At 33.3% G+C, this 21046-nt stretch carries 30 protein-coding genes and 1 pseudogene; 2 read left to right on the top strand and 29 right to left on the bottom strand.

The genetic code is table 11. The features are described from left to right. Positions 1 to 8: 8 nt before the first annotated feature. From D9V42_RS09145 to D9V42_RS09045, 22 genes are all read right to left on the bottom strand, one after another. Positions 9 to 833 (bottom strand): phage tail domain-containing protein, encoded by an 825-nt coding sequence (locus D9V42_RS09145; RefSeq protein WP_122064604.1) that lies wholly within the window; start codon positions 831 to 833, stop codon positions 9 to 11. 14 nt (positions 834 to 847) lie between these two features. Beyond that, on the bottom strand, positions 848 to 6247 hold the full coding sequence (locus tag D9V42_RS09140; protein WP_122064602.1) for a peptidoglycan DD-metalloendopeptidase family protein: 5400 nt from the start codon (positions 6245 to 6247) through the stop codon (positions 848 to 850). Between the two features lie 41 nt (positions 6248 to 6288). Continuing rightward, positions 6289 to 6489, bottom strand: a complete 201-nt coding sequence (locus tag D9V42_RS09135) for a hypothetical protein (RefSeq protein ID WP_122064600.1) — start codon at positions 6487 to 6489, stop codon at positions 6289 to 6291. Between the two features lie 41 nt (positions 6490 to 6530). Beyond that, on the bottom strand, positions 6531 to 6857 hold the full coding sequence (gpG, locus tag D9V42_RS09130; protein WP_122064598.1) for a phage tail assembly chaperone G: 327 nt from the start codon (positions 6855 to 6857) through the stop codon (positions 6531 to 6533). Between the two features lie 107 nt (positions 6858 to 6964). Beyond that, positions 6965 to 7609 carry a major tail protein gene (locus tag D9V42_RS09125; protein ID WP_122064596.1) on the bottom strand — a complete coding sequence of 215 codons (645 nt, stop codon included), beginning with the start codon at positions 7607 to 7609 and terminating at the stop codon, positions 6965 to 6967. Between the two features lie 61 nt (positions 7610 to 7670). Beyond that, on the bottom strand, positions 7671 to 8072 hold the full coding sequence (locus D9V42_RS09120) for a hypothetical protein (protein ID WP_244204782.1): 402 nt from the start codon (positions 8070 to 8072) through the stop codon (positions 7671 to 7673). A gap of 9 nt (positions 8073 to 8081) precedes the next feature. After that, a complete protein-coding gene (locus D9V42_RS09115) occupies positions 8082 to 8477 on the bottom strand; it encodes a hypothetical protein (protein WP_122064592.1) in 396 nt (131 codons plus the stop codon). Then, the gene (locus D9V42_RS09110) at positions 8474 to 8827 is read right to left on the bottom strand and encodes a phage head-tail adapter protein (RefSeq protein ID WP_122064590.1); all 354 of its coding nucleotides are present in this window, start codon (positions 8825 to 8827) and stop codon (positions 8474 to 8476) included. Before D9V42_RS09110 ends, D9V42_RS09115 begins: the two co-directional genes overlap by 4 nt. Continuing rightward, on the bottom strand, positions 8811 to 9098 hold the full coding sequence (locus D9V42_RS09105; protein WP_122064588.1) for a hypothetical protein: 288 nt from the start codon (positions 9096 to 9098) through the stop codon (positions 8811 to 8813). Before D9V42_RS09105 ends, D9V42_RS09110 begins: the two co-directional genes overlap by 17 nt. A gap of 5 nt (positions 9099 to 9103) precedes the next feature. Then, positions 9104 to 9274 carry a hypothetical protein gene (locus D9V42_RS15295; protein WP_167456100.1) on the bottom strand — a complete coding sequence of 57 codons (171 nt, stop codon included), beginning with the start codon at positions 9272 to 9274 and terminating at the stop codon, positions 9104 to 9106. A 17-nt stretch (positions 9275 to 9291) separates the two neighbouring features. Then, complete coding sequence (locus tag D9V42_RS09100) at positions 9292 to 10509, bottom strand: phage major capsid protein (protein ID WP_233665399.1); 1218 nt, start codon at positions 10507 to 10509, stop codon at positions 9292 to 9294. 14 nt (positions 10510 to 10523) lie between these two features. Continuing rightward, the gene (locus tag D9V42_RS09095) at positions 10524 to 11309 is read right to left on the bottom strand and encodes a head maturation protease, ClpP-related (protein WP_122064584.1); all 786 of its coding nucleotides are present in this window, start codon (positions 11307 to 11309) and stop codon (positions 10524 to 10526) included. Next, the gene (locus D9V42_RS09090; protein ID WP_122064582.1) at positions 11299 to 12462 is read right to left on the bottom strand and encodes a phage portal protein; all 1164 of its coding nucleotides are present in this window, start codon (positions 12460 to 12462) and stop codon (positions 11299 to 11301) included. Before D9V42_RS09090 ends, D9V42_RS09095 begins: the two co-directional genes overlap by 11 nt. An 11-nt stretch (positions 12463 to 12473) precedes the next feature. Further along, the gene (locus tag D9V42_RS09085; protein WP_122064580.1) at positions 12474 to 14126 is read right to left on the bottom strand and encodes a terminase TerL endonuclease subunit; all 1653 of its coding nucleotides are present in this window, start codon (positions 14124 to 14126) and stop codon (positions 12474 to 12476) included. Continuing rightward, positions 14123 to 14488, bottom strand: coding sequence for a hypothetical protein (locus tag D9V42_RS09080; RefSeq protein WP_122064578.1), 366 nt, complete (start codon positions 14486 to 14488; stop codon positions 14123 to 14125). The genes D9V42_RS09085 and D9V42_RS09080 overlap by 4 nt, the downstream gene beginning before the upstream one ends. 142 nt (positions 14489 to 14630) lie before the next feature. Continuing rightward, entirely contained in the window at positions 14631 to 14942 is a 312-nt protein-coding gene (locus D9V42_RS09075) for an HNH endonuclease (RefSeq protein ID WP_122064576.1), read from the bottom strand. A 264-nt stretch (positions 14943 to 15206) separates the two neighbouring features. Next, on the bottom strand, positions 15207 to 15626 hold the full coding sequence (locus tag D9V42_RS09070; RefSeq protein ID WP_122064574.1) for a hypothetical protein: 420 nt from the start codon (positions 15624 to 15626) through the stop codon (positions 15207 to 15209). Positions 15627 to 15918: 292 nt separating this feature from the next. Next, positions 15919 to 16086: a DUF1514 family protein gene (locus tag D9V42_RS09065; protein WP_158593188.1), complete on the bottom strand. Its 168-nt coding sequence runs from the start codon at positions 16084 to 16086 to the stop codon at positions 15919 to 15921. A gap of 5 nt (positions 16087 to 16091) precedes the next feature. Next, positions 16092 to 16232, bottom strand: a complete 141-nt coding sequence (rinB, locus tag D9V42_RS09060; protein ID WP_122064571.1) for a transcriptional activator RinB — start codon at positions 16230 to 16232, stop codon at positions 16092 to 16094. Next, positions 16229 to 16423: a hypothetical protein gene (locus tag D9V42_RS09055; RefSeq protein WP_158593187.1), complete on the bottom strand. Its 195-nt coding sequence runs from the start codon at positions 16421 to 16423 to the stop codon at positions 16229 to 16231. Before D9V42_RS09055 ends, rinB begins: the two co-directional genes overlap by 4 nt. Next, on the bottom strand, positions 16420 to 16686 hold the full coding sequence (locus D9V42_RS09050; protein ID WP_122064567.1) for a hypothetical protein: 267 nt from the start codon (positions 16684 to 16686) through the stop codon (positions 16420 to 16422). Before D9V42_RS09050 ends, D9V42_RS09055 begins: the two co-directional genes overlap by 4 nt. 43 nt (positions 16687 to 16729) lie before the next feature. Then, positions 16730 to 16897, bottom strand: a complete 168-nt coding sequence (locus D9V42_RS09045; protein ID WP_267920974.1) for a DUF1381 domain-containing protein — start codon at positions 16895 to 16897, stop codon at positions 16730 to 16732. A gap of 113 nt (positions 16898 to 17010) precedes the next feature. On the opposite strand from D9V42_RS09045, the gene D9V42_RS09040 reads away from it, so the two are divergent. Beyond that, the gene (locus D9V42_RS09040) at positions 17011 to 17766 is read left to right on the top strand and encodes a CPBP family intramembrane glutamic endopeptidase (RefSeq protein ID WP_122064563.1); all 756 of its coding nucleotides are present in this window, start codon (positions 17011 to 17013) and stop codon (positions 17764 to 17766) included. Between the two features lie 54 nt (positions 17767 to 17820). On the opposite strand, the gene D9V42_RS09035 is transcribed toward D9V42_RS09040, so the two are convergent. Continuing rightward, complete coding sequence (locus D9V42_RS09035) at positions 17821 to 18120, bottom strand: MazG-like family protein (protein WP_107606929.1); 300 nt, start codon at positions 18118 to 18120, stop codon at positions 17821 to 17823. A gap of 58 nt (positions 18121 to 18178) precedes the next feature. Between D9V42_RS09035 and D9V42_RS09030 the strand changes: the two genes are divergently transcribed. Next, complete coding sequence (locus tag D9V42_RS09030) at positions 18179 to 18538, top strand: hypothetical protein (protein ID WP_122064561.1); 360 nt, start codon at positions 18179 to 18181, stop codon at positions 18536 to 18538. On the opposite strand, the gene D9V42_RS09025 is transcribed toward D9V42_RS09030, so the two are convergent. The 6 genes and pseudogenes from D9V42_RS09025 to D9V42_RS09000 all read right to left on the bottom strand — a co-directional run bounded on the left by D9V42_RS09025 (position 18522) and on the right by D9V42_RS09000 (position 20823). Next, a complete protein-coding gene (locus D9V42_RS09025; RefSeq protein ID WP_122064559.1) occupies positions 18522 to 18740 on the bottom strand; it encodes a Thoeris anti-defense Tad2 family protein in 219 nt (72 codons plus the stop codon). The two genes, D9V42_RS09030 and D9V42_RS09025, sit on opposite strands and share 17 nt — an antisense overlap. Then, positions 18741 to 19169 carry a hypothetical protein gene (locus tag D9V42_RS09020; RefSeq protein WP_122064548.1) on the bottom strand — a complete coding sequence of 143 codons (429 nt, stop codon included), beginning with the start codon at positions 19167 to 19169 and terminating at the stop codon, positions 18741 to 18743. It abuts the gene before it with no gap. Further along, positions 19166 to 19390: pseudogene (locus tag D9V42_RS09015) on the bottom strand (DUF3310 domain-containing protein); the annotation flags it as partial. The pseudogene D9V42_RS09015 and the gene D9V42_RS09020, both read right to left, overlap by 4 nt. 432 nt (positions 19391 to 19822) lie before the next feature. After that, positions 19823 to 20344, bottom strand: a complete 522-nt coding sequence (locus D9V42_RS09010) for a hypothetical protein (protein ID WP_122064546.1) — start codon at positions 20342 to 20344, stop codon at positions 19823 to 19825. A 13-nt stretch (positions 20345 to 20357) separates the two neighbouring features. Then, positions 20358 to 20546 carry a hypothetical protein gene (locus tag D9V42_RS09005; protein ID WP_122064544.1) on the bottom strand — a complete coding sequence of 63 codons (189 nt, stop codon included), beginning with the start codon at positions 20544 to 20546 and terminating at the stop codon, positions 20358 to 20360. Positions 20547 to 20595: 49 nt separating this feature from the next. Next, the gene (locus tag D9V42_RS09000) at positions 20596 to 20823 is read right to left on the bottom strand and encodes a pathogenicity island protein (RefSeq protein ID WP_233665400.1); all 228 of its coding nucleotides are present in this window, start codon (positions 20821 to 20823) and stop codon (positions 20596 to 20598) included. Between the last annotated feature and the right edge of the window lie 223 nt (positions 20824 to 21046).

Genomic DNA, 21046 nt, shown 5'->3' with positions numbered 1-21046 from the left:
CTTTTCACCTACCTATATATAAAATCAAATTGAAATTCTGTAGTTATTTTTGTTAGTCCATTACCTTCTATTTCAATGTTATTGAAACCAGGTAATAGCTCTATCCATTCCCAATTAGTGTTAATACCGACACGTTCACTATCAAGAATCGGATGAACACCATTTATAGTTAATATTTGATATTCTTTCAACGCGCCACTATATATAAAAGTTTGTCCAGTCATATGATTTGTCATTTTAAATCCATTTGGAGCATTAGCTTTGATTCTTATAATTAACTTATGATGCAACGGATCTATTTTGTCGTAACTTCCATTCCATATTTCAAATCTTTTATTAGTATGTTTGTAACTAATTTCTCTATCAGTTATTAATCCACCTTCAAATTGCCAGTAGTCAGTAAGAAAATTAACATCTAACGTATCTCTTAACGATTCTGAAAACCCTTTATAAACATTAAATGTCACTTCAAATTCACCCGCTTTAGTACCCACATCGGTTATAGCATTACCTTCACACTGTACAGCGTACTTTTTTCCTGGCATAAAAGAATGGACAATATAATAAGGCTCCCTTCTAAAAAGGAGCCCTCTCATTTTTTCTTTCATTAAGTTATAATCATTTAAATCATGACCTTTATAATAAAATCGAAGTATTAATTTAAATGGACCAAAAGTGCTAGGCCCCACCAATACACCATCGCGACCTTTAATTTCCAGTGTGTTAGTTCGAACATCAACATCTTCTTCTTTATAATCGAACACTTTTAGGTACGGCAAATCAGTTATCATATAATCAAAATTATCATTGAACATACGTACAGTTTGCTTCAAGTATAAACACCTCCCTAAATACCATAGTTATAACTTCTCATTCTTTGTTTTGTACCCATAGCTTGTGCGACATCATCCGTGTTAAATCCTTTAGGCTGTTGCTCAATATTTTGTGTACTAGAGACCAATTGCGCTAAATAATTAATTGCTTGTTGCATTTGGTTAATTTGTTCATCTTGACGTTCAACAACTTTTCTAAGCATTGTATCATCATTTGATGTATTAGGCGTTTTCATAGAGTTAGGTCGCTTGTTACCTGTTGTTGATTTACCGCCTTGGATATCTTGTGCAGCTAAAGCTAATAATTTCATAGCATCATTACGTTTACTTGGGTCAGTAGGAATTATCCACTCAGGGTGACCCGCTTCAGCGATATTATACCAACCTGAATCTTTTATTAATCCACCAGTAGCAAATCTACGAGCACCAGATGGACCCCAACCACTTTTTCCGTATGGTAAGTCTCTGCGCCAATTTTTATTATTGAAGAAAGCAAGTAATTGATCATAACCTGATTTAATATTCGTATGACCTTTCATAGCGTATGACTTAAATGTACTAGGAACATACTGTAATAAACCTTGTGCAGGTGTTCCTCTTAAGTTATTAATATCTCCAATATTCCCCTGAGTTACTCCTGCATCTCCGTTTGACTCACGTTGAATTTGTGCAATAATTCCGTTTCTCTCTCGATTGCTAAGTTTCACTTTCATTTTCTTGGCAGCCTTGTCTATTGTACTTCCCCATGCTGAAGGTTTTTTCTTACCTCCACCACCAAGTCCTTTTAGCCATTCAAGAACATTAGATTGGGGAACTCCTTTTTTATTAAGTTGGAAGTGAAGATGTCCACTACCTGCAGTGAAATTACCTGTGTTACCTGACTTAGCTATTAAATCACCAACACCGACTCTTTGACCTTTCTTAACAAGTTGTTTAGATAAATGCATATATTGATTGGTTAATCCTTTACCAATATCTATTTCTATGGATTTACCGCCACCGTAATCATTCCATACTTTTGAAACCTTACCACCAGCGACAGCTTTAACATTAGTTCCAGGAGTCATACCAAAGTCAACACCATAGTGTTTACCGCCATTGAACCCTAAACCACCAGTATAATTACCAAACTTTTGCCATATATCATGTTTTAATAACCAAGCTGCGTCACCTTCGCCACCTGCTGCGTCTTCCATCCACCCTTTAATTAGGCTTTTTGCAGCATCTTTTAATTTGCCAAACATACCTTTCATCATATCGAATGGTAAACTAGCATCTTTAGAAATACCAAATGCATTCATATTCACACCAAAAGCATCAAGTATATTATTTAATAATTTTCCTGGTTTACCTACCCAGTCCATAACATCTCCGACTTTATCGCCCAGCCATTTTTTGCCTTTACCAATGGCTTTAGCGGATGCCTCTAATGCTTTTTGTGTATTTTCTTTAATACCATGTGCTGTGTCAGAAACACCTTCGCCAAAATCACCAGCTATATTTTTAGTTTTGTCCCAAAGATTTTCATCTTTCTTCTTAGTTCCATTTGCAAATCTAGGTAAAGTTCCATTTGCAAATGCTGGATTACTGTTACTTAACATAGAGTGCGTTTGAGCTCCATTATATACGGTTGACCCTTGAGGAAGGTATGTTGTTGTATCTCTATTTGGTGTGATGGCTGTTTTACCGTTACGATATTTAATCATTTCATGACGGAATCCACCTGGTCCGTTACCTTGACCTTTATCGCCTACAGTTGCAAGAGTATCCCTTGCTATTTTTCCATTTTTAACAACATTTTTAGTAGCATTAGTATGTTCAGTACCTGTGTGGAGTTTAATTTTAGGTAACTTATCCATACCAAGTTTTCCACCGACCCAGTTGACACCATCAATTAGTTTATTAAGACCTTTTTTCACGGCATCTACCATGCCGGTAATGTGTCCTTTAATTTTATCAATAATACCTTTTAGTCCGTTCTTCATATTATTGAAAGTCTTCTTAACAGAACCCCATAGTTTGGAAGCTATATCAGTTACTTTACCTTTGATAGATTCCCAAGAGTCAATCAAATTATTTTTCACTTTACTTATTATGCTTTTTATACCATTACGCATATTGTTAAAAGTATTTCTTACGCTATTCCATAAAGTTTTTGCTAAAGAAATAACTTTATTTTTAATAGCTGTCCATACATCGTATAAGAATTTCCTTATACTTCTCGTAATAGAATTCACACTATTTTTTAAGTTATTGAACATACTTTTAACGCCGTTCCACAAAGCTTTAGCTCTTGAAACAACGCCATTTTTTATATTTGTCCATAGTTTTAAAGCAAAGTTTTTAATTGCATTAAAAATTGAAACTACACTACTCCTTAAGGAGTTAAACGCAGCTTTAACACCATTCCATAAGGACTTAGCTCTAGAAATTACAGCATTTTTTACAGTAGTCCATACTTTGATTGAGAAGTTTTTAACAGCATTAAAAATTGAAATTACACCGTTTTTCAGTGCGTTAAACGTTGTTTTAACTCCTGCCCAAAGTAATTTAACTGCTTTTACTACACCATTTTTTATAGCGTTCCATACAGCAATTGAAAATTTCTTCACTGCATTAAAGACAGTCATAACGACAGTTTTAATTAAATTTATATATAGTTTCATTGCTGTAATCCAAAGTTTAACGATATTAATTACACCTGTTTTTATCGCATTCCAAACCCATAGTGCAGCCGCTTTAATTCCATTCCATATTGCAGACAAAATATTTTTTAATGTCTGTATTGGATTTTGTATAGCAAACTTAATACCATTCCATGTAGCAATGGCTGCTGTTTTCAACCCATTCCAAACTGCAATACTTACCGTTTTAATTCCATTCCATATTCCAATAATATAAGGTTTTAAGAAACCAAACACCGATATGGCAGTAGCTTTAATTTGATTCCAAGCATTAATAACGAAATTACGGAAAGTTTCGTTGTTCTTCCACAGATATACAATACCTGCAACTAGTGCAGTAATCGCAGTAATAACTAATCCTATAGGACCTGTCATAAATTTAATAGCTAAACCTAAACCTCTGGTTGCTAAAGTTGCTGCTTTTGTAACACTTGTCCACACGACAGTTGCTGCTGCAGCGACTTTTGACTTGACTGCTTGTCCCATTTGAGCAACGGTTAAGCCTTTAGTAGCATACATATATGCTAAGGCGGTTGTTTGTGCTGCACTCATAACACCACGGTATACTACTGTTGCTGCTCTTGCTACACCAGTGGCTATAGATACACCACCCATTACAGTTCTATATACACCCCACATGGGAATAATAGCTGCTAATGCTCCACCTACAGCAGTTAATATACCTGTCATCATACCCATAGTATTATTAGCTGTAGCACCTTTAGCGATAAATCCAGTAATAGCAGTTGTAATACTAAGCATCACTGATCCAACTGGAGCCATACCTTTAACTAAACCAACAATAATGTTTCCAATGTTTTTAAGTAACTGCCAAACTTTAGGACCATTTTCATTTAAATACGCTATAAAGTTTTTAAATCCCTCAGTAGAAGATAAATTAGCTGCCCAATCTTTAAACGTCTTAGTCACGCCTGCCATTCCTTGCATTACCGTTTGTGAATGACCACTAAAAGCTTGAAAAAGACTTATTATACCGCTAAATACATTACCAAATATTTGCCCTACAATCGGTAAATTCGTTTTTGTATATTGAATGAACTGTGCAATTCCTTTATCTGTGCTAGCACTATTTGCCCATGCATTGAATTTATTAGCTAAACTTTCTATACCTTTACCAGTCCATGTAAATAGGGGTCCAAATTGTGTGAACATATTTGTAAGTCCATCACCTACACGCATTGCAGCATTTAATAAATTTTGAAATATTGGAGGGCCGATATTATTAATGAGTTTGAAGGCATTTTGAGCATTTTCTGAAGATGTAACCCAATTACGCATTTCTTTGGATGCACTAGCTATCTTATTTGTAGTTTGTGTAATAAATGGTGTTAATTTTGTTAAGGCAATTCTCGCAATATTAATACCGTTTGCCATTGTATTAAATATAGCTGCTTGATTTGCTTTAACTAAATCTTTCCATTGGTTTTGCAAACCACTTAATACACTTTGATAGTTTCTAACTTCATTTGTAACGCGTATTTCGCCATCTTCTAACATCTTTAATGCTGTTGTAGCTTGACCACTGAATGCCATAACGCCACCCAAAGCAACACCATATGCACCACCTAAACCAATTGCACCACCAGCAGCTGCAGTTGCAGCACCACCGATACCAGCGATAGCACTTACTGCGCTACCAGCAATAGGAATAATTGTAGAAATATTTGCGACTAAACCACCCATGGTAATGCCTTTAACGACATATCCAACATTTCTAAAACTATTACCGATTTTATTAATTTTAGCATTAACTTCTTCCCAACGCTGACCCATTGCACTTGCTGCTACACCAATACCACCAATAATAGTTTGTTTACGTTGTAACTCTGACAATTCATCATTAGTTTCATTAATACGGTTCTGTAATACGTTATATGCTAAAGCATTTTCATAAACTTCTTTTTCTGCTTTATCTAACTTAGCTGGTAACTGACCAACTTCACGATTCAATGATGCATATGATTTTTCGGCATTAGTTGCTTCTTTTTTAGCTTCAGTCATTGCAGTTTTAGCACTAACCATAGCATCATTATTTGCATCACTGAATTTTTGCAGTTCATTCTTTGCATTAGCTGTGGCAACTTTAGATTCGTTTAAATCTTTTTTAGCACTGTCTACTGCTTTAGAAAGATTATTGTAGTTAACCTTTGCCTTAGTTAATTGATTGCTTAAAGAAGTTAATTCTTGTTTAGATGCTTTACCTGACTCACTCAATTCTTTGAATTCTTGTTCTAATTCGTCTACAGAACTTTTAGCATTTTTCATTTTAGCACCCAGTGCTGTAACAGTGTTTTGCATTTGTTTCTGAGCATTTTGTGCGGATTTAACATTAGTTTGATGTTCTTTTAACTCATTATTCATCTTATCGTATGAGTCGCTTAAAGAATCATATCGTTTCTTAGCGTTTTGAGCATTTACAGCTGACTCTTTTAATTTGTCTGACATGTTTTCTTGTGCGCTTCTCAGTTTGTCCAATTTCTTTTGAGATTGCTCACTTGCACGCCCTTGTTGGGTTAACTTTTTGTTTAAACCTTCAAGTTCTGTCCCATATTTATCTACTGATTTTTCAGCTTTGTCAAAAGTAGAGAGATTAGCTTTCATTTGAGCATCTGCTGTTTTTAATTTACGTTGTAAATTAGCCATTCCACGATCTATATCACTCGTATCAATACCCAAGTCAATCGTAAAACCTTGTATATCTCCTGCCATGTCTTCACTCTCCTTTCATTTTAGATATAAAAAAAGAGCCGTTAACTGGAAGCTCTAGGGTCTTTCCCAGTTATTGCTCCTATCAACGACTCACTTGCGCTAACTTTTTTAACTTTACTTTCTTTCTTGTTTTTATTATTTAAGATACGAAGCATTTCGAATATTTCAGCATCGTCTATTTCTGACATTTTCCAACCAGCTTCTAACAAATCCTGATAAACAACCTCAACGTTTTTAGCCATCTTTTCAAAAGTTAAGTCTTCTTTTGTTAGCGAATCATCATTTATTTTTTCTTTCCCGTGTCTTCATTAGCGCCGCTTACTTCAGTAATAATTGTTTCAAAGTATTTTTCGCCATCAACACCGTCTTGTAGTTCATCCACAGTAAATTGATTGTTATATAAATCTTCTACAATCATTTTTTCTATTTGATCTAAAGTTTCTTCGAATTTGTCTGCTTGTTCAATACTTAATCCTTCAGGATTGGTACTTAAAGCACTCATTCTCATAGATAAACGTGTACCTTTACGTGCTTGCTTACCAGTAAATCCACCTTGTTTATAAAACTTTTTCTCTTCACCATTGATATTTAATACTAATGCGTTTGACATAATTTATTACTCCTTTTTCATCGGGTTTTCTGTTCGACCGATTATTTTTTATTATTTTTTATTATTTTTGTATACAAAAATAGGCGACCGAAGTCGCCTTAAATCATTTATGCAATTGGTTCATCTGCAGGTTGTTCTTCAGAAGGTTGTTCAGTTCCTGTATTATTTCCAGTCTTTCCAAAAATAGATTGAAAAACAGTATCCTTACCTTCACTTGAACCTTTTGGTTCATATGCCATCATTACTGCTAAATCTTCATCAAATCCACCAACACTACGTTCCATGAATTGACCTTCAATTTCATCAGAACCGAATTCTACACCATCTTCTTTAGTCTGACCTTCTTTATTTGGACGTGTAAATACCCCTTTGGATAAACCAAACCATTCCATAGACCCGTCTTCCATAGTTCTTGGTATTGCTACGGCTGTGTAAGTAATACCACTAGAATTACCAAAACCATATACATTTGTATTTGTTTCATGTTCAATTAAACCTAACAAATCTTTTTGAACATCAATTGGTAATTTATGGAAAGTAAGAGACAATGTTGTTTCTCCAGCTGATTTAGCAATCTCAGCTACTTTATTTGAACCATATGCTCTTTCTAATTCTTCACCGAATTCTAGTGACATCTCTTGAACGTAATCTACGTCTTTGATGTCTCCAATTTGTATTGAGCCATCTGGTTGCTCAGTTAAAACTGCGTAATACATTTTTCCTAAACCTGTTGCAGCATTATATCTACCCATTTAAAATTCCTCCTTAAATTTAGGCATAAAAAATAGCCCTCCGTATTTACGAAAGGCTTGCCTATTCAATTAAATCTTTATCTATGTGTCTTAAGTGCTCAATTGTATATGGATTACCACGATACCTTCGGGCATCCATATAAATTTTTATATCTTTATCATATTGATCTATACCGTCTTGTTGGCGAAAACCAATTTCCCATAAAGTTTTACGAATTTCTTCCTGTATTAATTTTACTTGGTCATAATTAGAACCACGTACATCAATTTGATATAAATACTCAGTTGATAAATTAGTATCACTTGCATAAGTCGATGGTTGAGGCGCAATTAATGGACTGATTAAGATATAGGTGTTAGTTGTATCTGCTGTTTCATCATAATGATACGCTCGAACACGACCTGTACAATGCTGAGCAATTGTTGCGTTTTTTAATAAATATTTTTGTAAAGTTTTCAACATATCAAACATTTACAGTTCACCTTCTAACGTTTCTTTAATTATTTGTTGATATGGTTTCTCTGTCATAAACATAGTTCGAGCAATTGCACCTTTACCTTTAGGGTTAGGTTGTTTAACAGAACCATATTCATTAAGATGAATAATAGCGTAACGATTCATTGAACCTTCCCAATGTATTTTCACCATACGAACTTTCCCGTGGATATAATAAGGGTCAGTGACACTTATTTCATCTATACTTGCTCCAGTATCTTTAAATATTTGGAAATTATCTTTCATAACTCCTACAAAATATTTAGAACCTAGCTTTAACGCTTTATCTTGCGCTTTTATCATTTGTGCCTCTCCATATTGTTCTTTAATCTTTCGTAGTAAGTTATGAGTGCCTCTTATCTCTACACTCATGATGTAATATATTCACCGATAATTTTTATATTTGCGTGAGATTCAGTGTCATCATCAACTTGTATAATATTGAATTTCTTCCCTTTATATCTTGGTAATTCGATTTCAAAATACATATCATCTGTTATTTCATATTCCATTGCATACCATGTAATCATCGTTATTGTTGCTTTATTATCTGTCATGTCCAAATCTTTTTGAGAAGGAGGATAAACATTCGCAAAACATTGGTAATAAACTTCTTCCACACTTTCACCTGGAAAAAAGTCATCACTAGGTTTTGCTATATAAAAAATAACCGGTGTGCGCATTTCGCCACCAGTTACCAATTGTCTACGTGATTGCGCCATCTTCAGGCACCTCCATATTCATAATTTGAAATTGGACTATACTAGATAAAAAGTTATCATGAAATTCTTCTAATTTATCATTTAATACATACCTTGTACGCTCATATACTAATTCACGACCAAGTGAGTATTCTTCTATATTAAAATTGCCACACTTAGCTTTTATATCGCTAAAGGAAAGCTCTAAATCAATTTTTATTCTATCGTCTTCCATGTTATAGAATATACGATTACGTTTTTTAAATTCTTCTACATGAGTGTCAGTAATCAATTACATCACTTCTTTTCTTGAATGCGTTTTAAAAAAGGACCATCAAAACCTTTATCAGATAAAGTTTTTTCAACTTCATCTGAACGTTTAACAGTCATTTCTACTTCTTCATCCTTTTTCAATTTCTTACCAATTTGTGTATCTTGATAAGGCTTTACAACTTTAAATTTCGCCATTGTTAAACTCTCCTTTCTTATGCTTCAGGTGTTGGTGTTTCAGTACCACCATCAGTTGGTGCACCATGTGATGAGAAGTCTACATCATAAACAAAAGATGTTTTATTATCATCAGGTTCAGCATATAAGAATTGTTTCGCCGTATATAAATCCATATCTTCTAAAGCAAGTGTTTGGTCAAATTCACGTACAATAACTTCACTACCTGCGTAGAAATGATAACGTGATTTATCGTAAGCAACTGCTTTACCTTTAGGTACAAATTCACTTTGTTCAAACGTTACATTAAATGGAATAGGACTAACAAATGCTCCGTTGTGTACTTGCATGAAAGCAACACCAGTATAAATGTAATCCACTGGGTTTAATCCAATAACAACATTGTTTAAAACATTTGCACCTTTCGTTCTTTTAACATTACCGTCTTTATCATAATATTCTTTAATGGATAAATTGCTAATGATATTCCCAATTTCTTTAATAGCAATTTCAGGCGTTTCTAATGTTAATTTACCTGCACTTGCCTTAGCTGACACTGCACCGTTTGTACGGTTGATTTCATTTAATAAACCGACTGGTTGGTCTTTAGCTTTACCTTCACCTTGAATCGCTGTTTTTTCAATAGCTACAGCAAAAGCTTCTTTAATTTGTGCACGTACAAAACGGTCTACCCACTGTACACCAGCATCTTTTAAATCTTTAGGTACTACTACGAAAGCAGTGGCTTTACCTAGAGAAATATCTTGTTCATAGAATGACGCCTCTAATTGACCACGAATTTCTCCAAAGATTTTGCCCCAAACAACTTGTCCTTCAGTTACCGAACGAATGACACGTGTTTTTAAACCCGTACGCTCAATATTAATATGTTTCAATAATGGGTGGTCAGTTTCAATGTCTTCAAAAATACGATCTACAACCGTCTCAGGTAATAGCTCTCCATCTTTCCAGTTTGTATCAGTATTAACATGGTCTTCAGTTACTAACGCGTTATAGAATTTCTTTTCTTCGTTCGTTAAACGATTCACATTACGTGAATTCAATACCGCATTATCTCCTGTTTCGTTTTTAATATCTTTTCGAATTGTATTAGCCAATTCCTCACTATATGCATTCATATACTCGGTATATTTAGCTTTAACTTCCTCATCTGTTGCTTCTGGATTCATATTTGAAAACTCTTGTAAAAGTTTTTGTGAATTTTCGAATCCTGGTTTGTTTTCAAGATTAATCATAATTTTACTCTCCTTTATTTTGTATTCATGTTAAATAGCCTTGCAAAACTATTTTGTGGTGGTTCTGGTTGTTTAGGTTCATTAGGCTCTTTTGTATCTTCACCTTCATTACCTTTTTTAACTTCTTCTAAAATTTCTTCAAGTTTATCCATTACATCTTCCACAGTGAAGTCTTTAGATTGTTTTTCCGGTTCCTGAGGTTCTCCAGGTCCTGCATTTCTGTGACGTCTAGTCATTTGATTGTCACCTCCTAATAAAACTGATGTAGCTGCCGCTGCAACTCTTGTGTTTTTAGTAATATTATCTATAAGGCCAATACTTTCTGCTTCTTTAGCTGTAAACCATGTTTCTTCATCCATATATTGTCGAAGAAGCGCATGATCTATGTCTGGGTTCTTATCAACATAGCTATTAAATACAACTGAATTAATTCTTTCTAATGAATCAGCTTGTTTCTTAAATTCATTAGAATCTCCAGTAACATTTGTCCACGCATTATGAATCATTAGGACAGCATTGTTAGGCATATTAATAGTATCTCCAGCCATTGCAATCACTGAAGCAATACTTGCTGCTAAACCGTCTACATTCACAGTAATATGGGCATTGTGACGCCTTAGCATGTTATAAATAGCTACGCCACTGAATACATCACCACCATTTGAATTTATATTTATAATAATCTCTTCTTCATCGCTCATTTCTTTCAATTGGTCTTTAATTGTTTGTGGGCTAACAGTCATGCCTTCAACAGTCACATTGTCGATAAAACCATAAATATCGATTTCGTTATTGCTCATCTATATCACCTCCTTCGTTATCTGTAGACTCTTCATCTATAGTTTGATAGTTTTTAGTGATTATGAATTTCTGCATTTCTTCACTACCTATAGGTTCATAACCTGTAAGTTCACGAATTTCATCCCTATTAAAAGAACCACTAGCAATGAGTTTGTCGACTGCTTCACTCACTTCTAATGGTCCTTTTTGATCTATTGAAATTGCTTTAATTCGTTTACCTTCTTTATAACCGCGTTCACTAAATAATTTTGCATTTAGTTCATCTGTAATCTTTTCAATGATTGGTTTGATACAAAATTTCATATAATTATTCGTCATCGCTTCTATATCAGCAGTTTCTCCGTTAATCAAACCAACTGGTATACCAAGATTTCGTGCAACGTAACTAAGTAACTGGTTAGGCACCTTGGCTAAATCATCAATTTGAGATGAGTTTTTAGCATTACTAGATGTATGTTCTTCGTATTTATAACCTTTTTGAACAGGTACAACTGCAATATCATTACTTTCGAAAGCTTTATAAGCATTATTTATAAACCTCTGCATGTCATCATTACTAGCGTTAGTTAATGGAGTGTTCGCATCCATACTTATAGTCGCTCGTATTTGATTATTCATTAAATTAGACTTAATTAATCGACCAAATATATCGCCATAATCACTAAACAATCCGTATAACATTTCAGTTATTGAATCATTATTGTATTCAAGATATATAACATCACTCATTTTAAAAGTACGTTCAAATTCATATTCTCCTACAACGACATGTTCAAATATGTCATCGTATAAAGCATATTCTTCTCTGTGGAAGTCGTCAGCAATGATTAAATCTTTTTTATCCGTAACCACAATTAATACTTCGTTGTCATAAATTAACTTCCTAATAACCTTTTGCCAAAATGTAGCAGCACTTTCATCGGTATTAGGACGGACATTTAACTTATAATGTGTTGTTGAATTTGAATCCTTTTTACCATTCTCGATTATCTCGAATTTTGTTTGACTAATTGTTCTAGCAATATGATTAATGCATGTATCTAACGCCCAACGCTTTATATAAGCTTTATGTGAAGTTTCTCTTAATAATTCAAAATCATAACTAGATTCAATTGCTTCATTACGTCCCATTATCCTATCGAATATACTCAATTTATCACCTCCTAAAAGCTAATATCTGCCATAATAAATGGTTGATCATATTCTAATATTTCATCTGCACGATATAACGCATGCAGCATGGCATGGAATCCATCAGTTTTACGTCTTACCTCATCTTTTTTGATATATTTCTTACTACCATCTGGTTGCATTTTTACCGCAACATTATTAGTAAACCAACGCATTAAAGGATTATCTCCAAAAGTAATCTGTTTTTTTGCAAACATCGTATCTATACGTGGTGCTAATAAACCATGTATAGCAGTTGGATTCTTAATAACTTCTAAAGGTATACCAGCATCTTCAAATGGTCTACGTACAATGTCTGTTCTAAAGTTATCTGATATGACTTTAGTAAGGTTATAGTATTGTTGCTGTTCTTGAAACCAACTTACAATGTATGAAATGTCAATAACATCATCGTCCACAATAGTTAAAAGCCCATCATCCGCCCATTGTTCTATAGGTGGCTCTAAATGTGTTGTTTCTAAGAATTCACGACGTATAAATGAATGTGTCTTCCAATAGTATTGGTCATTCTCTCTAAACAACAAGCCCACACTGGCAAAGTCTCTAACTAATGCATAGTCAAGACCACCAATGCAGGCTTTATTTTGCAATTCAGGAAACGATTTATTTGTCGCTTTAATTTCTTCCCAAGGTGCAACCACACTTTCAGGATCTTGCTCAGGCAAGTTCATTCTTTTAGTTACAAATTCTGGTTTGTTTGAACGGTTAGTATTTAAAATGTTGTATTCTTCTTTAATTTTACGTTTTAAATTTTTAGCATAGCCAGTAAGTGGTGGATGTAACATTGGATTTGATTTCTCCCACATTAATTCATCATCTATTTCTTTAGCATCATCTAATTTACAGTAAAACGGAAAAATTCTATCCTCACTATTTTTACCAGCCAATACCTCTAACACTCTATCTTTCATTCCATCCATAAAACCTTCACGTACATAACCATCAGTAGAAATATAAAACGTTCTATCATGTGGCACTTTACCGAGACCACCACGTTTTACATTTACCATATCAGAAGTTTCATATACGGCTATCTCATCAAAAATAACACAACCTTCACGACCGCCATCTTTGGTTTTAGTGTTAGATGTGTTGTATTTAATAATAGAACTAGTTGCTCTATTTTTTATTTCTGTTTTACTAACTTCATATGGCGCTTTAGGTCTTTCACCTGTTTTATTGCGTTTATTTTCAAGTAACACGTCATATATTTCATTAAATGATGTTTTAGCTTGGTCTTCACTGTTAGCAACGATAGATATATCGTATTTTTTAATTCCATGTATGGGTGTAGTCATGAAATCACTAATAGCACTGATAAATCCATTCTTACCAGCACCGCGTCCCATGAATAATGCAAATTCTGTAAAATATGGTGTATCACTTTCATCATCCATTAAAAATATAAAAGCAATAATAAACTTTTGAAATGGCTGTACTGGAAAGTACCATTTATTAATGAACTTAATACATTTATCAATTTTTTCATTATCAAAATGAATATTATCTTTTGTAAGAACTTCATTCTCTAAATAATTTACTAAATCAATACGTTCTTGATTAAATACAATCTCACCGTTTCGCCATTGTTGAATATATTCATCTACATATTTATTTTTAATCATACATAATCATCAACAGGTTCATCTGTTTCAACCGGCCTAGCTTCTTTAGGTAATAAGTCAGTTAATTGTTTAATGGCACGCTGATAAGATTGGTCACGCGTATTATATAACCTTGCAACAGGTCTCTCGCGCTCATAAGCCGGTACATTTTGAGATTGTTGAAACAAATCATATTCGCCATTTTCTTGTATGTCGTCCCACATGTAATTGAGCATGACTCTATTCCTTGCTGCTTGCTTAATCAGACCTTGTGCAACTTTTAATTTCTCATTAGGTAAGTCTTTGTATACCTCGAGAAGTCTTTTTTCTTCTTTTTTAACCAATCTCTCTCGTTCATGTCGCTGTTCTTCAGTTAATTCCATATTTTCACTCCTTTCTGCTAATAGAGGTAGGGGGTATGGGTTATATGTGTAGTTTTGTGAAAAATTCACAAAGTCGAGCCCACTCGCCGTTCTCCCATTCAGGAAATAATCGGGAAATGAATTTACCGGGGGGCGTGTTTATTTACCACAATTCATCTTCCCATTTATTTTCTTTAGGTTTAAATTGATTACCTCCGTATTGAAATCGTGTATGTCTTTTGTTATGACATGCTTTACATAATGTTCTTAAATTATCTGGTTCAAGTTTCAGGTCTGGTCTATCTTGTAATTCTTCTATATGATCTATCTCTAAACCTTCAGTAGTCACCTTACCTTCTTCTTTACACCAACAGCATTCATAATTATCACGTTTCAATACATATATACGAACATCTTCCCATGCTTTGCTATTATAGAAACGTTTACGTTCTTTGTATTCATTATAGTCAATCATAAGGTTAAGCTCCTTAGTGTGAGTTATGTATGTTAACTCATATGAGTACATCCTCATGACTGTTAACTTAAAGGGGAAAGTATAATTGATTCATGTGATGATACTCATATCAGTAAGCATATAAAGAAAGACACACCACTAAGTGATGTGCCTACTTATAACATAGTATTGATAGGTACTGGAACGATGAGTACTTATCCCATATGGATATTATATACCGAAGTATATTCATATACCTAATAGTGTCAGAAGTGTCCTAATATGTCATAACTGTCCTGATGTGTCACAACTGTCATTTTGCATATAATATAACTTATCAATGATTTCCTTACGTCTATCTCCATAAGTATTCTTATTCATCTCAGCTTCTGGTAATATCTCGTGGCGCTTATATCCTTTCATTACTTCTAGAAATATAAAGTCATCCTCATTCAACTTATCTTGACAGTTATTAATAAATGCTATCTTATCCATCTTACTTTGCACGTGCCTATGAGCTTTCTCTCTAGCAAGTACAACTGATTCCACCTTACTACTATTCATTCCTTGTGGCTTAGGTAGTGTAGCTTCTATACCATACTGCGCTATACTATTGCTATCTACATCAGGTAGTATCATAGCCAATGTATTACATGTACTTCTAAAGTTATCAATCATATCTCTTATCTGTTCCTTTGTATACATATGTTACCTCCCAATTTATACAGAAAATATATTATCTTTACTATCAACAACTACAACCTCATAAACACCTATATATTCGTATGTGTCTACAGTGTCATCAATTCTATCTTTAGTAACCTTTCTACCTGGAATAATGAATGCTACTTTATTTTTAGAATCAATTGATATCTTAATCTTTTTTTTCGTATCTATATTTTCTAGTAAAAGTTGGGATTACATTAAATAGTATTAAAGAAAACAACACTACGATAATTAATATATTTATAAATAATTCCATTACAATTCCTCCTAGTTATCCTTTAAATCTCTTCCACTCTTGCATAGCCTTCTCAATATCTTCATCACTTGCCATATAAACGATTGTGTATTTTAACGCTGCTATTTGGTCATTCTTAACACTGTTTGATATGAGTAATAGTATTGTAATGACACCCAATATTATTGATGTGATTATCCACATACGCATTACCTCCACTTACTTATTTCGTAATCCATAGGTACTTTATCGACTGCATCATTAGCAGTGAGTTTGATTAGTATTTTTTCTGTAACGTATTTGCTTAGTTCGTATAGAGTAATGATTAGTAATGTTTTAACTATTCTCATTGTTTGTCCTCCCAAATAGATATAGCTTCTATTTCGCTAATTTTAAGTAATGTCTTTTTATCCCATGTACCAATTACTTTTATATAATCACTGTCTGTTGTATCAAGCCAAGCAGTGAAATCGCTTATACTTGCCATCCAATCTATGTCATATGTGCTTTTTGATTTACTTGTTATTTTTAGTTTCATCATTCGTCCTCCCTAGTTAATTCAGTAGTAAGTTTGTATCCACTATCTTTACAACTTCTAACAATAATTACTGGAACATTATTTCCATACGCTGTTTCTCTCTCAACATTCAAACTCTTACATCTAGGACATTGAAAGAATGTATTGTGTTCAAAATAATCATTGTATTGAATAAAGTGTTTCTTATCTCTGTCTACTGTGAAGATACCGTTTGTCATTAGCATTTGGTCTTTAGTTAACGTTTGTGTTTTATATTCGAAGTTCATCACTAACTGTCCTTTCTGATTTCTTGCAAAACTTTATTATTTTCTAAAAAGTGTTTGATATTTCTAAAGCTCTACCTACTCGATACTTCATTAACGCCTCTTCTTTACTCTCTGCCTCAACCACAGTAAAGGTTTCATTCTCTCGTGCTTGTGTAACGTGAGTGAAGGTGTGACCAGTTGAATCTGTTAGTCTTCGTATTAGGTGTTGCATGATGTCACCATCCTTATAACAAAATTGTTATATTATTTAATTAATATTTACGAAAATACATTTATTTGATAATATTCTTATTAAATAAATATAATTTAAAGGGAGGCTGTTCCATGTATAAGTTATATGATAAATACCCAGTTTTAATATCATCAGTATTTACGCTTTTAATAGTACTTATTCTAAATTCATTAATGAAAATTCTACCGTTCACAAATAATATCAATACCATTATTACTGAATTATTATTAATCTCATTATTGATATTTGTGACCAAAAAATTGAACTTGATTTATATTTTTAAATTTACTTTTTCCTCATTTATTAACGGATTGATTAAAGGCTGGTATGTTATATTATTAGCTTTGTTCTTACTAATACTAGGCTCTGATAGTTTTATTTCTAATAATTTTTCTTTTAAAACGCTCCTGTTAATAATTATTTCAAATTTAATAGTTGGTATATTTGAAGAGTTACTTTGTAGAGGGATTTTATTTAATAAATTCCTTAAATTTTATACACCTTTTAAAGCAGCTATTTTTTCTTCATTAATTTTTGCCTTTGCCCATTTCATAAATTACTTTGACAGTACATCCATTATAGAAGTGACATCACAAATCATTTATGCTTTCTTTCTAGGAGTATTTTTTGCAGCTATATATTACTTCACTCAAAACATTTGGTCAGTAATGCTATTGCATGCTTTGATTGATATAGTTTACGGATTAACCGAAAGTAATAATTTAAACATGGATTTAGCAAGTAGTATAGTGAGTTCTTTTATTGCAATAATTATAGTATCTCCAGCGTTTTTTATAGGCAAAAGAATGTTTAGAATAAATAATAAAACTACAAAGAGCACAAAATAAGTGCTCTTTTTTCATTTCCTCAACACCTCTTTAACTTTCTGTAGTATGTCTTTACTACAAGTCTGATTCTTTGATGAACGTTCCATTGATTGTTTTTCCTTTTCTTCCTTTGATTTCGTCATACGCGTACTGTAAACACTCCTCTAATGTCATTCCATGTTGTTGTGCCAATATAATTAATGTAACGACTGTATCGCCTATACCGTCTTTTAAATCGTCTAATTTGTTACGTGATAATGCTGCACCAACTTCGCCAGCTTCTTCATAGAATTTCAATGCCTGTCTATCTGGATTACCTTTGTCTAGGTTTTTGTCTATACTCCATTGCTCTACTTGTTTGATTAATTCGTTCATATTAATTAGCTCCTATTCTGGTATAATTTATTTATCTATATGTAAAGAGGTGAAAATTATGGAAAATATCGAATTTGAAGAACTTACAAAAGATCAACAATATATTTTGTCAGTAATGTATAAAAAATATCTTGAATGCGTAAAATCAGGTTCAGTTAAGTTGAAATGCAATAATTTTAATGATGCCAAATCACTACATAAAAATTATTTTTCTGAGCTTCATTTTGAAGATGTAGAAAATGATTTAAAAAAACTTAAAAAACAAAATTTTTTACATGGTGTATATGCAGACAACACTATTTTTAATATAACGATGGAAGACAAAACTATTGTTTATTTCGAAAATAAGTTCAAAAATGATATGAAAAAATTAATAGATAGCATTTCTAAAATAGCAAGTATCATCCCTGGTTTATAACTTTCCAATCGTTAGCCATTAAGTCATCGGCAGAAGGTTCCCAATACCTCGTGATATTTTTTCCGTTACTTCCGGTAACGATACATTGTAAAAAACTATCATTTGTAGGCAAAATTTCTGTTCGATGACTTGTTTCCCATTCACTTCTTGTCATAGTAACTAAATGTTTTGTCGCTAACTTAGTTGCATCTTGTATATTCATTTATTCCTTCCTCTCCAATCTATCAATGTAGTTAACCAAATCTATATAGCGACTTACCCCTGGATTGATTTCTGCTTTCAAACGTATGTGGTCGGTTAGGGTAGTATATTGTTTGCTCAACTTTTCAATTACAAAATCTGATTCATCTTGGTTTAGTTCTTCTGTAAATAAATCATTTTGTAATCTAACATTCTCATGCACTAACTCTGACACTCGTTTTTCCAACCTACTAATATTAGCTTTTAACACTGCTATATCATCGATTAGTGTGTCGCGTTCTGCTTTGTATTGGTCGCGTTGTTCTTTAAATATTTTACTCGTACATCTAAAATGTCTGATAGCACTCTCTGTATCAGTAATAGAATCAACTTTTTCTGGTCCGTGTTTTCTCATAAAATCTAATAATTCTTCTTTTGTCGGTTCACTCACTCGCCATCACTCTCCCACTTCTTAATAGCTCTATCCAAATACCAAACAGCCTTTTTCAAATCCTCGACCCCGTTCTTGAAAGGCGCTCGACTTATGTACTTCAAAGCGTTGCCAATGCTGAATGCAATTTTAACGGGATATGTTGCAGTGACTTGCTCAACTATTTCAATGATTTCTATCTTTCCATATGTGTAGTGTGATGGTTTGTTCACGATGTCGTTGGGTTCTTCATTTCCACTCACCAACTTACGCATATCGTTAGGTGTTATTTCATCAAGTTTCACACCTAAATGTTCGCCACGCTTACGTTGTTGTACGTCGTTGGATTGAAGAATATTTCTTCTGAGTTCATCAATTCCTTTTTCCTTTGCTTCCTCTAAAAGTTTTTCATCAACAGTAAATCCACTTAACCCTTTAGAATCATTCAAACGCTCCGTCTTATCTTCGATACTCTTACTCCACAAATCAAAGTAGTTATTATCATCAAAATGGTAAAAGTTACCAAGTGAATCAATGCCTGCTTCATTCTTATCATCTTCGTTAAATATAATTTCATCCACACGTCCAACAACTGTCATACCTTCGTTATGTTCACTTTTACCAATGTCATATACAATGACGTAATCATCTAAATTTAAATCTCTAATTTTCATCTACCTAACCACCTTTGGGAAAATGTCGTTCTCTGCTAAATGCTCAAACCATTTACTTCTACACTTCGCATTCTCAATCATTTGCAGTCGTTCTTGCTCCTTACGCTGTTTAGCTTCTATTCTTGCTAACCTGCGTTCTTCACGTTCTCTGTCTTCACGAGCAAGTCTAATTAATGCAGTGTCATATAGTTCACCCACATCTTTGAGTAAGTTAGTTCCCTTTCTCAATCTGCGATCTAAATCTCTAAATGTTAACCCCTGTTCAAACATTTGCTTTATACCATCTTCACTTAAGAATGCAACCTTACCGTTTGCACTAATACGGGCTTTAAATTCCCCACCCTTGATTACATATCTTTTGTTCAATCTAATAGCGTCTTTAATATCCCAGCCAGTATCTACTCTATTTTGTACTACATGTAATGGCGTACCTTCATCTTTCATTACTTGAACATCTTCATCAGTTAATTGGTAACTACCATTTTGGGTATAAATATATTTATCTATTCCGACTTTAACCATTGTTATCGTCCTCCTAATATCCTCTACTTATTATTTTCGGTTCTTCAAACTCTAGTGGCTTAGCGTCCATGTATTCATCTTTGTTCGTCCACATCTGATTGCTTAACTTTTCAGTTGCTGTGTTGTCATCTTCGTTCTGATTAACGTACACACGCTTTTCTACGTATACGTTGTATCTGATTGTTACGATTTCCTCACTCATTGGAATCACTTCGCTTTCTGATTATTCTGAATAAATTCAAGATAACCTTTTACTCTTTGAATAACTTCTTCAATTCACCATGTGCTATTCGTTTGTAACTTCTACATTTGCTACTATTTAATAGATAAGTTTCTCTCCAGGCTATCCATCTTGTATCTATCCACTCAACATATACTGTGGATGTTTTACTAATAGCACAGAAATATATTTCGTTAGGTATGCCTATTATTAATCCAGCATCTTTAGCTTTTAGGTCATAGTTTTCATTGTGCGACATCGTTTTCCCTTTCTTGCCAAAAACTTGCCAAGATTTTCCAATTTCACTTTATTTTTGGAAATCATAAACCTTTACTCTCCGTTGACTTTACACCCTGAAACAGCATTTCATTTCCAAGATTTCCAAGATTTTGAACTCGTCGCTCATATAATATTTATATGGCTATTGTTATTATATTTTTACTAACTTGAAATTCTTGGAAAAGTTGGAAAGTTTGGAAAGA

The sequence above is a fragment of the Staphylococcus pseudoxylosus genome, from assembly GCF_003697915.1.
GTDB classification, from domain to species: Bacteria; Bacillota; Bacilli; order Staphylococcales; family Staphylococcaceae; genus Staphylococcus; species Staphylococcus pseudoxylosus.
This window is presented reverse-complemented; position numbering and strand designations above follow the sequence as displayed.

What these genes read in the sequence shown, in the direction of transcription:
- D9V42_RS09140 (WP_122064602.1), bottom strand. Translation starts at nt 6,247, where the DNA reads ATGGCAGGAGATATACAAGGTTTTACGATTGACTTGGGTATTGATACG.
- D9V42_RS09135 (WP_122064600.1), bottom strand. Translation starts at nt 6,489, where the DNA reads ATGGCTAAAAACGTTGAGGTTGTTTATCAGGATTTGTTAGAAGCTGGT.
- gpG (WP_122064598.1), bottom strand. Translation starts at nt 6,857, where the DNA reads ATGTCAAACGCATTAGTATTAAATATCAATGGTGAAGAGAAAAAGTTT.
- D9V42_RS09125 (WP_122064596.1), bottom strand. Translation starts at nt 7,609, where the DNA reads ATGGGTAGATATAATGCTGCAACAGGTTTAGGAAAAATGTATTACGCA.
- D9V42_RS09120 (WP_244204782.1), bottom strand. Translation starts at nt 8,072, where the DNA reads ATGTTGAAAACTTTACAAAAATATTTATTAAAAAACGCAACAATTGCT.
- D9V42_RS09115 (WP_122064592.1), bottom strand. Translation starts at nt 8,477, where the DNA reads ATGAGTGTAGAGATAAGAGGCACTCATAACTTACTACGAAAGATTAAA.
- D9V42_RS09110 (WP_122064590.1), bottom strand. Translation starts at nt 8,827, where the DNA reads ATGGCGCAATCACGTAGACAATTGGTAACTGGTGGCGAAATGCGCACA.
- D9V42_RS15295 (WP_167456100.1), bottom strand. Translation starts at nt 9,274, where the DNA reads ATGGCGAAATTTAAAGTTGTAAAGCCTTATCAAGATACACAAATTGGT.
- D9V42_RS09100 (WP_233665399.1), bottom strand. Translation starts at nt 10,509, where the DNA reads ATGATTAATCTTGAAAACAAACCAGGATTCGAAAATTCACAAAAACTT.
- D9V42_RS09095 (WP_122064584.1), bottom strand. Translation starts at nt 11,309, where the DNA reads ATGAGCAATAACGAAATCGATATTTATGGTTTTATCGACAATGTGACT.
- D9V42_RS09085 (WP_122064580.1), bottom strand. Translation starts at nt 14,126, where the DNA reads ATGATTAAAAATAAATATGTAGATGAATATATTCAACAATGGCGAAAC.
- D9V42_RS09080 (WP_122064578.1), bottom strand. Translation starts at nt 14,488, where the DNA reads ATGGAATTAACTGAAGAACAGCGACATGAACGAGAGAGATTGGTTAAA.
- D9V42_RS09075 (WP_122064576.1), bottom strand. Translation starts at nt 14,942, where the DNA reads ATGATTGACTATAATGAATACAAAGAACGTAAACGTTTCTATAATAGC.
- D9V42_RS09070 (WP_122064574.1), bottom strand. Translation starts at nt 15,626, where the DNA reads ATGTATACAAAGGAACAGATAAGAGATATGATTGATAACTTTAGAAGT.
- D9V42_RS09065 (WP_158593188.1), bottom strand. Translation starts at nt 16,086, where the DNA reads ATGTGGATAATCACATCAATAATATTGGGTGTCATTACAATACTATTA.
- rinB (WP_122064571.1), bottom strand. Translation starts at nt 16,232, where the DNA reads ATGAGAATAGTTAAAACATTACTAATCATTACTCTATACGAACTAAGC.
- D9V42_RS09055 (WP_158593187.1), bottom strand. Translation starts at nt 16,423, where the DNA reads ATGATGAAACTAAAAATAACAAGTAAATCAAAAAGCACATATGACATA.
- D9V42_RS09050 (WP_122064567.1), bottom strand. Translation starts at nt 16,686, where the DNA reads ATGAACTTCGAATATAAAACACAAACGTTAACTAAAGACCAAATGCTA.
- D9V42_RS09045 (WP_267920974.1), bottom strand. Translation starts at nt 16,897, where the DNA reads ATGCAACACCTAATACGAAGACTAACAGATTCAACTGGTCACACCTTC.
- D9V42_RS09040 (WP_122064563.1), top strand. Translation starts at nt 17,011, where the DNA reads ATGTATAAGTTATATGATAAATACCCAGTTTTAATATCATCAGTATTT.
- D9V42_RS09035 (WP_107606929.1), bottom strand. Translation starts at nt 18,120, where the DNA reads ATGAACGAATTAATCAAACAAGTAGAGCAATGGAGTATAGACAAAAAC.
- D9V42_RS09030 (WP_122064561.1), top strand. Translation starts at nt 18,179, where the DNA reads ATGGAAAATATCGAATTTGAAGAACTTACAAAAGATCAACAATATATT.
- D9V42_RS09025 (WP_122064559.1), bottom strand. Translation starts at nt 18,740, where the DNA reads ATGAATATACAAGATGCAACTAAGTTAGCGACAAAACATTTAGTTACT.
- D9V42_RS09010 (WP_122064546.1), bottom strand. Translation starts at nt 20,344, where the DNA reads ATGGTTAAAGTCGGAATAGATAAATATATTTATACCCAAAATGGTAGT.
- D9V42_RS09005 (WP_122064544.1), bottom strand. Translation starts at nt 20,546, where the DNA reads ATGAGTGAGGAAATCGTAACAATCAGATACAACGTATACGTAGAAAAG.
- D9V42_RS09000 (WP_233665400.1), bottom strand. Translation starts at nt 20,823, where the DNA reads ATGTCGCACAATGAAAACTATGACCTAAAAGCTAAAGATGCTGGATTA.